Raw genomic sequence first — 12,536 nt, forward strand, 5'->3', positions numbered from 1 at the left:
TACACATAGTTAATAAACTGACTGTAACGCAATTATCTATTACTGCCTTAACTCATTTCTCCATTATTCTTGCCTAATAGTCCAAATATACACTTTCAGATCCAGAGGCTTTTAATCGTTGAATATCTTTTAGAGGTGATAACCCAAATAATCGCTGATATTCGCGACTAAACTGTGATGGGCTTTCATAACCCACAATAAATGCCGCCTCAGAGACATCACTCATTTCAATCAACATGATCCTTCTCGCTTCATTCAGTCGTAACCATTTTTGATATTGCAATGGTGTCATGCCTGTTCGATTTTTAAAGTGAAAATGAAATGAAGAGGTACTCATACCCACTAACATTGTAAGATCTTCTATCCGGATTGTTTCGCGGTAGTGTTGTTTAATCCAATCAAGAGCATGATTAATTTGCCGACACTGGGGATGTTGCGAAGCGAGTAGTTGCTGACGCGCACCATCGTTTGATCGTAATAAGTAATAAAGGATCTCTTTTTGGATCAAAGGTGCAATAAACGGTGCGTCTTCGGGTGTATCTATTAGTTTTATAAGCCTGGTTACTGCTTGTAGGATTGGTGCAGTTGCTTGAACAACTTGTTGAGCTCGGATCTCTTTATTTTCTTGTAGTAACTCAAATTTGTTTTCTGTTAGCAACTCAGGTAATAGAGAGAGATCCAATTTTAGTAATATCGCTAAAAAAGGTGTCTCTTTTGAAGCCTCACAAACTTTAGCAAAGGTCGGTATTTCTGATGATGTTAAAAGCATATTCATAGGACGATAGCAATTTGTCTCTAGCCCTATTGTTATCTGCTTTGCACCTTGCGCAGCAATAGCCAAACTTGGTTCATACATCCAACCTTCTGGCTCTGTAATAGAACTATACCGACATAATGCTAAACCAGAGACAACCGTATCCCATCCCCCTTCTTTATCTCTTGTATATAGAAGAAGTGTTTTTTTAAAATGTTCAAACTCTAATACTATTGGTGCTGATAGATTCGCAGTATCCATAGCCTCTGATTCTTCAATTTAGTCTGTGAATTCGTCAGATTGTATTACTAAATAGTTTGAAAAACTTTTTTTTAAAAAAGCACCTTACCTTTTCTTACCACGGTAAGACATATTTCATCTAGTAGAAATGTGATTTCGAGTATTATTTCTACTGATAACCATTTATTTTTTATACATTTTTATCAAAAAAGAAACAATCTGATGCACTCTTGAGCAAACAGTTATTTTTTTCATTTTTTTACTTTACAAGGTGACCGAGGATAGCTATTATTCGCCTCGTTCTCACGAGAACTCGCTTCCTCCATAGTTCAGTCGGTAGAACGGCGGACTGTTAATCCGTATGTCACTGGTTCAAGTCCAGTTGGAGGAGCCAAATTTAGAGAAGCCCGCGCTATTACAGTGCGGGCTTTTTGCTTTCTGCTCATCCATTATTTTTATTCCTCGATTTTCTTAATTTATTTTCTTTGTGCTCTTATATATCCACCGATGTATCCATGATTTCAATTTTATCTCCACTCAAAATCATCAATAAAAGAGTGCGTTCTAATAGGATAATTTAAATTAACACTATGCCACTGACTATTTTTTAAACTCAAAACCACCTTATTTAATTTAAAAACTATAAATTAGTTATTTTTTAACCACTTAAACTATTATTTCACTTTTTTTACTTTACAAACTTCATCGCCCTCGCTATTATCCGTCTCGTTCTCACGAGAACTCGCTTCCTCCATAGTTCAGTCGGTAGAACGGCGGACTGTTAATCCGTATGTCACTGGTTCAAGTCCAGTTGGAGGAGCCAAATTTAGAAAAGCCCGCGCTATCACAGTGCGGGCTTTTTGTTTTCTACCTTCTCTATTATCAATACCATTCCTATTCTTCTCCTCTTTTATTTTTTAGATCTCTGTGTCGTCTCAAATACGTTATCTCTTTATTTTTTATCTTTGTTTTCAATCTTCAATGTAGAGAAAATAGCCATTTAAAAATGTTTATCGCCTCATTATTAGATTATCTGTTTTAGAAATGCACAATATGTTGTTTATCTACGCACTTAAACAAATATCGTTGATTGTCCTTTGACATATCAAATCACTCACTATATGATACACGCCACTTAATGTTGTTCCTCCATAGTTCAGTCGGTAGAACGGCGGACTGTTAATCCGTATGTCACTGGTTCGAGTCCAGTTGGAGGAGCCATTTCTCTTTGTGTCACCCTCGTAACCTTTTGATTTTATTCTCTGTTTCACCTTACATAATTCCAAAAACATAATAAAAAAATGCGATTAAATGGTAGCTATTTAATCGTTTTCGTATTAGCATTCGTTTCCGGCTTGACTATTTAGTCCAATCCAATCCTTGATCTTTCGATTTTCCTAAGACACACGGAGCCGGTATATGACCACTGCACAACCTATCACCCTCACTATTCGCCGTCCTGATGATTGGCATGTTCACTTTCGTGATGATGACATGCTAAAAACTGTTGTTCCTTATACCAGTCGCTATTTTGGCAGAGCTATTGTTATGCCAAACCTTGTCCCACCTGTTACAACGATTGAAGCTGCTCGTACTTATCGTGATCGCATCAAAGCGGCTATTCCTGCGGGAGATAACTTCGAACCGTTAATGACTTGCTATTTAACAGATAGCACACTGCCTTCAGAAGTCGAACAAGGTTTCTTACAAGGTGTTTTTACTGCTTGTAAGCTTTATCCTGCGAATGCAACAACTAACTCAAGTCATGGCGTATCAGATATCACAAAGATTTACCCAATCTTAAGTGTGATGGAAAAAATTGGCATGCCATTACTTATCCATGGCGAAGTAACCGCTTCAAATATTGATATTTTTGATAGAGAAGCGCGTTTTATTGATAGCGTTATGTCTCCTGTACGTAAGCAATTTCCTGAGCTAAAAATTGTTTTTGAACACATTACAACTAAAGAAGCAGCTCAGTATGTGTTAGAAGGAAATGAATTTCTCGGAGCCACCATCACTCCGCAACATCTGATGTTTAACCGCAACCATATGTTGGTTGGTGGCGTTAAACCTCATCTATATTGCTTGCCTATTCTTAAACGCAATGTTCACCAAGAAGCACTCAGAGACGCTGTTGCATCAGGAAATTCTCGCTTTTTCTTAGGTACAGATTCTGCACCTCACTTACAACACCGCAAAGAATCATCTTGTGGTTGTGCGGGAGTATTTAACGCACCAACCGCACTAGCCGCTTACGCAACCGTATTTAAAGAACTTAATGCATTACAACACTTTGAAGCTTTCTGCTCTTTGAATGGCCCTCGTTTCTATGGTTTACCTGTTAATGAAGGAACAATCACATTAACAGAGAAAACGGTTGAGGCTCCAGCACAAATCCTTTGTGGCAATGAAGCGCTTATTCCTTTCTTAGCAAATGAAAATATTCATTGGGATATCACTGTCGATTAATCCTTCCCCTTGATATTTATCTAAAATGCACCATATAACATTTGTTCGACTGTTAATGGTGCATTACTCTTTTATCTGAGCCAGCACACATTTTTTTGTTATAACAAAAATTTATCTTTTTAATCACGATAAATCTCGTATACTGAAAAGTAACCACTTTGTGTGGGAGCTTCTCTCTTAGTCAAAACCGGTTGTATGATTAGGAGGTATTATGAGTAGAAAAAATGAAGTTATTCAGACACATCCTGTTGTAGGCTGGGACATCAGTACCGTTGACATCTACGATGCCATGATGTTGCGTTTACATTATCTTCCTGAAAACGAACATCATCCAGAAAACGCAGTTGTAGATAAGACACTTTGGCTCACAACAGACATAGCTAAACAGTTGATTCATATTCTTCAAGCAGGTATTGATAAAATTGAATCATCTGAAGATTCTGTTTCAGACAACACCAAGCATTAATAAAAAGATCTAGAAAAGATAGCGAACGCAAAGCAGGAGTACTTGGTACTCCTGTTCTCATTTTTACCTCTCTATAACCCACCATCACATATTGATTATATCAATATATAAACCAACTCTTTCGGTATAAAAATAATTAGTTATATTAATAAATCAACCTCCATTTAATGGAAAAATAATCATAACCTTTTTATTCGATATATCTTCAAAAAAAGAACATATAAGCCGAATTGACATAAAATGATGTTGTCTTTATTTTAATAAATTAAAACGGCTACAAACAAGGAAGTTATTTGTGAAAGTATTAATTATTGATGAATGTTTTTTTACTCGCAATGGTATAAAACATTATTTTTCGAAGAGAAATGTAAGACATGAAATAATTGACATATCATCTATACAAGAAGCAAATAATTATATTAATCACTCAATGCCAGATATTATCTTTATTGATCTTACAAGATATTGTCGAGAAATAGCACATTGCCCACATTTGCAATTCTTTTTTATTTCAACAAGAAGTTGCCGTCTTTATCTTTATATTGATGCAAATTACCCAGACAAAGAAAGACCTATCGCGTTGACAAATAACTGTTTTATCCTTCCTAAAAAGATCCTTCCTTGGGTGCTTGAAAAGACATCTTTATTCACTTCTCGGTGCCAAGTTTTCTTTCCAACCTATAAACATTCATTATGCTCTATTTTTAGTTTACAAGAGCAAAAAATAATTAATTATTGGATGAGCGAAATACCTAATCATCAAATAGCAAAAAAGCTGTCTATTAGTAGTAGCACTGTATATTCACATAAAAGGCATATTACTGAGAAGATTAATGTAAAAAATAGAATTGAGTTATTTTTCATATATAACATTTTAAAATACATATATGAGAAATAATCCGATTGTATTTTAATGGAAAAAATAAGCAGAAGAAAAAAGGAGTCCAATTCCCGTTATTACTCACTGTAAGTGAGGTGGCTAATATGCGTGTTGGCCACCTTAAATTTATTATAATATTATGTATGTAGGGTACATGTGATATTAAAATAATTAAACTGATATAGCTCTATCTTATAAAAGATAAAGTAAAACTGATTTGTAGTGCGATCACTTCACTCTTGTTTTTAATAAAGAGTGAAGTGATTATTTAAAAGACTAAACTAATAATTAAGCTATACGCTCAATCTTAGCAGGCAAGCCTTGACGAACAGATGCACCAGATACCCAATCTAACCATGTATTAGTGATTTGACGTGTTGGATCGGCAAACCCTAAATCATTAAGGTTGATACCGTTACCAATACCTTTATCCATTGGTAATGGTTGTTCATCTAAGTAATGCTGACGAGAGCCTAACTCTTGATGCCCATATCCATGTTCAATCGCTAAAACACCGGGCATTACGCCGTCTAGTAAGCTGATTTCTGCTTCAACTTGCCCACCAGGTGTAACAATGCGAACTTTATCACCATGATTAACACCCCATTTTTTGCCATCTTGAGGGTTAATTGCGACTAAGTTACTCGGTTTCACCATTCTTAAACGTTGGATCATGCCTGTCGAACTACTTACCACATGAGATTTAAAGGACATTAATTTTAATGGCCATTGCTCTTCAGGATAGTGCTGATGAATATCACTACCATCTGATAAACGCGGTGGATAATAAGTCGGGCAGCCACTATAACGTTCACCGGTTATTGCATGATGGTTTTTAGCAACTTCTTCATTCCAAATCTGCAATGGTTTTTTCCACTGTGGCCCAGTTTCATCGCCATTCCATGCTTTTTCATAAGGAGCAAAACGACCGCCACGTGTATAGATATACGCAACTTGAAGAACTTCTTCATTTTTTAACGTTGACGTTATCGCAGGTAAAATACGGTCTACACCACTCAATAGAATATCTTCATTGGTTGCTGGTGCGACAGGTTTCTCACCCATAAATGCCATATTAGCTGCAACACGTAAATAGTAGTCTTCTGCACTATTGATTGGATAGAAATTGCCATCCATATCTTCAATTGCTTTCTCACCAAAGCCTGGTAAATCTAAAGCTTTTGCCACAGCAATACAGAATGTTTCCATTGAAATTGGCTGACCATCTGCTGTTTTTGCAACACGCGGTTCAATAATCGGCCAACGCGCTGTACTTGCTTTAGTTTGAACGCCAGACCAAGGTGCACTAAAACCCCAGCTTTCAAAGTTATGCGTATCAGGAACAATATAATCGGCTAGCGCTGTTGTTTCATTCATAAAGGCATCAATACCAATAATTAAAGGTAGATGCTTCGGATCTTTTAGACGCTCTTCCATCACTTGGCGAATACCTGCAATCCCATAAATAGGGTTGGTCATATTCGTTATCCATGCTTTTAATGAATAAGGATAACCTGCTAATGCAGAGCCTAGTTGCTCAGTTAATTGTCCAGCCGCAAACGGATACCAAGGTGCTTTTGCAGGATATGGAGATTCCCCTTTCTCTACGCGCTCACGGTACTCATCAGATTTTTCATAGGCTGCTTTACTGCGTGATAACACCATGCCTTTTGGTTTAACTTTACCTTTAAAGCTATCCATTTTGTAACATGGGCCATCAGTCGCACCATTAAACTTACCGCCACCAACAGATACTCCACCTTTAAGGTTTAAGTTACCTATTAGCGCATTAAGCATAATTACGCTCCATGCTGTATAGAAACCATTACCACCCATCATGCCACCATGAGAGATAACTGCGGCTTTTCGACCATATGCCGTAAATTCACGCCCTAATGCAGCAATAGTTGTTTCTGGTACTTTACAACGCTCACTGTATTCTGCCAGTGTCATACGTTTAGCGGCTTCATCAAGTAATTGGAAACTTGATTTAACCGTAACAGTAGCGCCAGTTTTTAATGTCACTGTATGCGTAGCAAACAATTGGGCTTTATCAACTTGGGTTGATGGAACTAATTCACCTTCAAGTGATAAAACTAAGGTTTGCTCTTCCCCTTCTGCAACATCATTAAAATGTGCAGTTGTCAGCATTTGCCCTGACAGAGGGTGTTTTTCATCACTGATCACAAAGTGAGTCGCATTTGTCCAGCTTTTCTCACCCACATTTTTCATTGAAACTTCGCTTGGCACTGACAGATATTCTGCATTGTAGCGATTATTTTCAATGATCCAGCGGATCATCCCCATGACTAAAGCCGCATCTGTTCCCGGTTGAACAGGAACCCAATGTCCATGATCGTTAGCTAATGTCGTTGTTAACGGTAATGCCGGCGCAACAACCACATAATTGAACGAATCACGAATACGAGCATTAGCTAATTGACGACCTTGACGCTTAAATGGGTTACCTGATTGTGCCGGTGATGTTCCTAAGAACAGCGCAAATTCAACGTAATCCCAGTCAGGTTTAACGTGGGCGTTTTTATCTAAATCGTTCATCAACGCACCAGAACCCGCTCGGTACGCTAATCCACAATAAGAGCCATGAGCACCAAAGTTTTTACTACCAAATGAGTTTTGAGCAAAGCGACGAATAAACGTATCACGTCCATCATCACCCGCATTTGTCATTAATAATTGGTTAGCTTTAGGGCCTAAAGCGGGTTGCTTTGGATCGATTAAAGTATCTAAATCGCGAATAGCACGTAAACCATCAACATGACCTTCACCAAAAAGATCGCCACCTTCTACAATTTCTTGGATCAACTGCTCAAAACTGATGCGTTTCCATTTACCTTCACCGCGTTTACCCACACGTTTCATCGGTTCAAGAATACGAGTTGGGCTATCTAAGCTTTCCATCATGGTTGCACCACGAGCACAAGCTGTAGAACGGTTTTCTAAACCACTTTCACCCCCCATTTTTTCAAATGCTTCTTTAATTGGCATGTTATAGCCAAAGTGGTGATCATGAGAAAGTGGGTGGTAAGGGTTACCTGCAATACGTAAAACTTTATTGTTTGCTCTATCAACACGGGCACGAACACCGCATTGTGTCCAACAACCAAAACATTGTGTCATACAAACAGATTGATCTGTATTCGCTTGCCATTTTGCGTCTTTTACGACTTTACCTTCAGGTAATAAAGAGTTTCCGTTGATCCTATCAAGTGTCACTTTGCCCGATGTGCCATCAACTAAACCATCTATGGCACGTTTAGCAACATCACGGTAGCTGGCAGCAAATGCGGCAATACCACCGATAACTAACCCACCTTTAAGCCATTGACGTCTTGTAAACTTAGCCATGCTGCACTCTCCTGACAACCCAACGAATACTTTCTCTAAATAAAATGGTTAACGCTATCCATAATCCAAATGTACCAACAATTGCCATCAGTCCATCATTACCTAGCGTAAACTCATAAGGGTTTGTAATTATGTTATATTTTGGAATGTATTGAGCACCCATCAACATCAACCAGCGTAATACCCACGCAAGTCCCATTGATACAAATGCCATGATGGTAATAAATGCAACCGAACGTGCTTGTTTTGCCATCAAAAGTCCCATCGCGACAGAGATAATCCATAGTGTGATAACACCCATAGCACTCCACCAGCCAAGACTTCCCATTGCTAATTGTTCTCTAATTGCCTGACCTGAAATCGTATCGCCAGCAACCCAAAAGCCTGTACATACTGCTAATAACATCAGTGAACTGACAAACCACATCGCTAATTCACGCTGATGAACTGGTTCACGACGTGTGCCTAATGCCAGTAATGTCGGTAGTACTTGCATTGCACTAAAGAACAGCAGTATTGGTAACCAATAGGTATACAATACAGGTCTTGCTTTTAAGATAGACGCTTCACGACCTGTATATAACAGCAAACCAATCGCTGTTAATGAGCAAGCTAATGCAACCCAACGCGTCAATTTGTATTCACGCTTCCAGACTAAGCGAACAACCATCGCTGCAAAGTAAAGCATGCTAAACGCTGAGAATAACGGTAGTAACAGTGAGCCCCATGCCATCCACGACCACGGTGTTGGATAAGCATAGAAATGCCACACACGAGCTGTTTGGTGTAAATCTGCCGTTAACGCAAGAGGTGCCGTAATACCAGCGGTTACTGCAATGAATACAGCAACTGCTTCTAAACGTTGATTACCTGCACTGCCTTTCCAGCACTGCCAGCACGCATAAAGCGTTGCACTACAAGCAATACCAATAAAAAAGAAATATTGCACAGCCCAAGGCAACCAAAAATATTCTTGAGGGATCGCGATGACTTCTTGAATTTGAGAAACTTGCGGGATCATGAGTGAACCTCCTGCTGCCATAATGCGGGTTGTCCTTGACCTGCTAACGGTTGTACAAATGCATCATCGAGGCCGAGATAGAAAACTTGTGGCAATGTGCCGCTTTCTGGTTTTAATACTTTCAGCTCTTTTTCATGTGTACGCAGCATTTTGCTGATAGTGCTATTAGGATCTTTCATATCGCCGATAATACGAGCACCGCCGACACAAGATTCAACGCACGCTGGCAGTAATCCAACTTCGAGGCGATGTGCACAAAAAGTACATTTATCTGCTGTTTGTGTTGAGTGATTAATGAAACGTGCATCGTAAGGACATGCTTGAACACAATAAGCACAGCCAACACACCGTTCATTATCAACGACGACGATGCCATCTTTACGTTGGAAAGTCGCTTGAACAGGGCAAACCGGCACACAAGGTGGTTCATCACAGTGGTTACACAATCTAGGCAGTAAGACGTTGGTTATCCCCTCTTGCCCCTTGATAGCAACCTGATATTGGTTTACTGTCGTCCTAAATTGTCCTTGAGGAGTCTGATTCTCAATATTGCAGCTTACTGTACAGGACTGGCATCCTACACAACGGCGTAAATCAATCAGCATTCCGTAGCGTTTATCTTCCGAGCCCTCACGACGCTCAGGTGATAATTTAATGCCGGCTTCAGCTAAAGGAACCAGTGAAGCACCCGCAGTAAGGACCCCTAATTGTTGTAGAAATTTTCGTTTTCCAAGATCCATATTTGTCTCCAGCATCACTCAATAACACAATCTCACAATGAGTGAAGGAAATAGAAATTTAAAAGTATGTGTTTTGTTATAAGTGCATTGTAAAAATTACTGAAGACAACACCTATTGTGGTTTACCACATACCAAGTGCGAACTTGATCCAAAACAATATTTAACATTAGATATTTATGACGATAAAACAGACAATTGGGATAAGAAACGCAGTAAGCATCGGGTTATTACTGCTCTTTTTTGTACTTCCTCTACAAGCCACTGCAAAAGAGTGGACAATCGGTGTTTTAGCATTACGTGGTGATGCATCAACTCAAAGACACTGGCATCCGCTTGTTGACACCTTAAATGAACAATTTCCGTCAGAAAAGTTTGTATTAGTGCCGTTAAATCTGGAAGAGATGAAATTAGCAGTTGCAAAGAAAAATGTTGATTTTTTACTCACAAATCCGGCGCAATTTGTTCAATTAGATAATGCATTTCCATTACGTTGGCTGCTCTCTTTGCGTTCAGGCTATGAGCCTGATAACACCACACGAAATGTCATTGGCAGCCTAATTCTCGTCCGTAACGATAGCCCGATTACTTCTGCGCATGAATTAATTGGAAAACGCGTTGGTGCCATCGCACCTGATGCCTTTGGCGGTTATCTTCTGGGTTACAAAGCGCTACGAGAAGAAGGTATTGATCCTGATAAAGACTTCACATTGCGTTTCACGGGTTTTCCAGCTGACGCGTTGCTTTATCTCTTACGCGATGAAGATATTAACGCAGCAATTATTCCCGTCTGTTTACTAGAAAATATGGATAATGAAGGGCTTATTCGTAAAAGCGATTACCGCCCCGTGATTTCCTATCAAACCAATACCCCTTGTTTAACTAGTACACCGCTCTATCCTAATTGGTCATTTGCAGCGCTAGATACTGTTCCTGATGAGCTTGTTGATAAAGTCACTCGCGTTTTACTCACCGATGACAGTAAACCGATGAAATGGGGAGCACCAGCTTCACATACTCAAGTTGAAAATCTATTAAGAGAAGTCAATCAACACCCTCGACAAAGACAGCTTTGGCAAGATGCACAAAGTTGGGCTATTCAGCACCAATTTATTATTGGCCTTTCATTGGCAGCCATTCTTTTTCTCATCCTAAACCAAGTCTGGATCAGCTATTTAGTTAGGCGTCGTAGTCGCCAACTAGAACATGCCCACAATCGATTAAGACAACAGAAGGAAGAGTTAGAACACGCTCAGCGCTTAAATATATTGGGAGAAATGGCATCGGGATTTGCTCATGAACTTAATCAGCCTCTTTCTGCTATTAAAAGCTATGCACAAGGGAGTGTTATTCGCCTTAAAAAAGAGAGTGAATCGCACCCATTGCTACCTGCATTGCAACAAATAGATAAGCAGGCACAGCGCGGTGCTGATATCATTAGAAATCTACGTTTATGGGTTGGAAAACAAACACCTAACACCGATACAATTTTGCTTTCTCATCAAAATATTGCGGAGTGTATTCAACATATCTGGAAGCTCTTACGCGTAGAAGATAAATATCCACAGGTTTCATTGATCACCCATGTTGATGAACATGATACCCTGTGTTTACCCGAAACATTATTAGAGCAAATTTTATCGAATTTAATCACCAATAGTCTCCAAGCTGGCGCTAAGGTACTAAAAATTAGTACTCATAAGGCTCCTGATAGGTTGCTTATTGTCATTGAAGATGATGCGGGTGGAATGAGCCATAGCCAACTTGAACAACCCTTTTCCCCATTCCAAACAACAAAAACGGAAGGACTTGGATTAGGTTTAGTGATTTGCCAACGTTTATTACTTTCTCAAGGTGCTGATATTCATATTGAAAACCAAAAGAATGAACAAAATAAAGTTGGAATAAAAATTACACTTATTTTCCCTAACAAAAATAAATAACGGAGAAAAAATGCCAACAATTCATCTTGTTGATGATGATCTTGCTGTCACTGATGCTTGTCAGTTTTTATTAGAAAGCTTAGGTTATTCAGCCCATGTTTGGAATGATAGCGAGTTCTTTATCAACAACGTCAATCTCTATCAGCAAGGTGTTGTCTTGTTAGATATGAGAATGCCAAAACCCGATGGCAGACAAGTTCACCAGCATTTAATTGATAAACACAGTACACTTTCTGTGATTTTTTTAACTGGTCATGGCGATATTCCTATGGCAGTTGAAGAGATCAAAAAAGGAGCTATCGACTTCCTGCAAAAACCCGTTGATAGCAATGCATTGTTATCTGCATTAGATGCAGCATTTCTTGAAACTAATACGCGTTTTACCGCACATGATATTCGCCGCCGTTATGCTTCATTAACCCCAAGAGAAAAAGATATTGCTTATTATGTTATTCAAGGATTAATGAACCGAGAAATAGCAGAAGTTGCTTGTGTTTCAATAAGAACCGTCGAAGTTCATCGAGCAAAAGTGATGGACAAAATGGCAGCTAAAAATATTGCTGAATTGGTGACTGCACTACAAGGCATCGAAATAATTTCACCTAATTTATGACAAAATTTCTTATCTGCGCTAAAAAGTGTCACAATATAAG

9 protein-coding genes and 3 tRNA genes are annotated in these 12,536 nt (G+C 38.9%); 8 read left to right on the forward strand and 4 right to left on the reverse strand.

The features are described 5' to 3' along the window. Positions 1-73 precede the first annotated feature (73 nt). Positions 74-1,015: an AraC family transcriptional regulator gene (locus tag ABN236_RS09875; protein WP_161711399.1), complete on the reverse strand. Its 942-nt coding sequence runs from the start codon at positions 1,013-1,015 to the stop codon at positions 74-76. A 297-nt stretch (positions 1,016-1,312) separates the two neighbouring features. Here ABN236_RS09875 and ABN236_RS09880 point away from each other — a divergent pair. From ABN236_RS09880 to ABN236_RS09905, 6 genes are all read left to right on the forward strand, one after another. Beyond that, positions 1,313-1,388 (forward strand) — tRNA-Asn (locus ABN236_RS09880). Positions 1,389-1,741: 353 nt separating this feature from the next. Next, positions 1,742-1,817 (forward strand) — tRNA-Asn (locus ABN236_RS09885). A 322-nt stretch (positions 1,818-2,139) separates the two neighbouring features. Continuing rightward, positions 2,140-2,215 (forward strand) — tRNA-Asn (locus ABN236_RS09890). A gap of 198 nt (positions 2,216-2,413) precedes the next feature. After that, entirely contained in the window at positions 2,414-3,466 is a 1,053-nt protein-coding gene (gene pyrC / locus ABN236_RS09895; protein ID WP_088495201.1) for a dihydroorotase, read from the forward strand. A gap of 211 nt (positions 3,467-3,677) precedes the next feature. Continuing rightward, positions 3,678-3,932 (forward strand): biofilm formation regulator BssS, encoded by a 255-nt coding sequence (gene bssS, locus ABN236_RS09900; protein WP_064720401.1) that lies wholly within the window; start codon positions 3,678-3,680, stop codon positions 3,930-3,932. 295 nt (positions 3,933-4,227) lie between these two features. Then, positions 4,228-4,830 (forward strand): response regulator transcription factor, encoded by a 603-nt coding sequence (locus ABN236_RS09905; protein WP_088495200.1) that lies wholly within the window; start codon positions 4,228-4,230, stop codon positions 4,828-4,830. A 270-nt stretch (positions 4,831-5,100) separates the two neighbouring features. On the opposite strand, the gene ttrA is transcribed toward ABN236_RS09905, so the two are convergent. Genes ttrA through ttrB form a run of 3 tightly spaced genes read right to left on the reverse strand, consistent with a single transcriptional unit; the run spans position 5,101 to position 9,942 of the window. Further along, positions 5,101-8,181 (reverse strand): tetrathionate reductase subunit TtrA, encoded by a 3,081-nt coding sequence (gene ttrA / locus ABN236_RS09910; protein ID WP_349473902.1) that lies wholly within the window; start codon positions 8,179-8,181, stop codon positions 5,101-5,103. Continuing rightward, positions 8,174-9,202 carry a tetrathionate reductase subunit TtrC gene (gene ttrC, locus ABN236_RS09915; RefSeq protein WP_349473944.1) on the reverse strand — a complete coding sequence of 343 codons (1,029 nt, stop codon included), beginning with the start codon at positions 9,200-9,202 and terminating at the stop codon, positions 8,174-8,176. The genes ttrA and ttrC overlap by 8 nt, the downstream gene beginning before the upstream one ends. Further along, the gene (gene ttrB, locus ABN236_RS09920; RefSeq protein WP_072068548.1) at positions 9,199-9,942 is read right to left on the reverse strand and encodes a tetrathionate reductase subunit TtrB; all 744 of its coding nucleotides are present in this window, start codon (positions 9,940-9,942) and stop codon (positions 9,199-9,201) included. The genes ttrC and ttrB overlap by 4 nt, the downstream gene beginning before the upstream one ends. Before the next feature lie 177 nt (positions 9,943-10,119). Here ttrB and ttrS point away from each other — a divergent pair, with 177 nt between their 5' ends. Then, entirely contained in the window at positions 10,120-11,883 is a 1,764-nt protein-coding gene (gene ttrS / locus ABN236_RS09925; protein ID WP_088495197.1) for a tetrathionate respiration histidine kinase TtrS, read from the forward strand. 10 nt (positions 11,884-11,893) lie between these two features. After that, positions 11,894-12,496 (forward strand): tetrathionate respiration response regulator TtrR, encoded by a 603-nt coding sequence (gene ttrR / locus ABN236_RS09930; protein ID WP_075673842.1) that lies wholly within the window; start codon positions 11,894-11,896, stop codon positions 12,494-12,496. Positions 12,497-12,536 lie beyond the last annotated feature (40 nt).

The sequence above is a fragment of the Proteus sp. fly-1013 genome, assembly GCF_040140245.1.
Classification (GTDB): domain Bacteria; phylum Pseudomonadota; class Gammaproteobacteria; order Enterobacterales; family Enterobacteriaceae; genus Proteus; species Proteus mirabilis_B.

Excerpts from the sequence above, each read along its gene's own strand:
- ttrS (WP_088495197.1), top strand. The coding sequence starts at position 10,120 with ATGACGATAAAACAGACAATTGGGATAAGAAACGCAGTAAGCATCGGG.
- ttrC (WP_349473944.1), bottom strand. The coding sequence starts at position 9,202 with ATGATCCCGCAAGTTTCTCAAATTCAAGAAGTCATCGCGATCCCTCAA.
- pyrC (WP_088495201.1), top strand. The coding sequence starts at position 2,414 with ATGACCACTGCACAACCTATCACCCTCACTATTCGCCGTCCTGATGAT.
- bssS (WP_064720401.1), top strand. The coding sequence starts at position 3,678 with ATGAGTAGAAAAAATGAAGTTATTCAGACACATCCTGTTGTAGGCTGG.
- ttrA (WP_349473902.1), bottom strand. The coding sequence starts at position 8,181 with ATGGCTAAGTTTACAAGACGTCAATGGCTTAAAGGTGGGTTAGTTATC.
- ttrB (WP_072068548.1), bottom strand. The coding sequence starts at position 9,942 with ATGGATCTTGGAAAACGAAAATTTCTACAACAATTAGGGGTCCTTACT.
- ttrR (WP_075673842.1), top strand. The coding sequence starts at position 11,894 with ATGCCAACAATTCATCTTGTTGATGATGATCTTGCTGTCACTGATGCT.
- ABN236_RS09875 (WP_161711399.1), bottom strand. The coding sequence starts at position 1,015 with ATGGATACTGCGAATCTATCAGCACCAATAGTATTAGAGTTTGAACAT.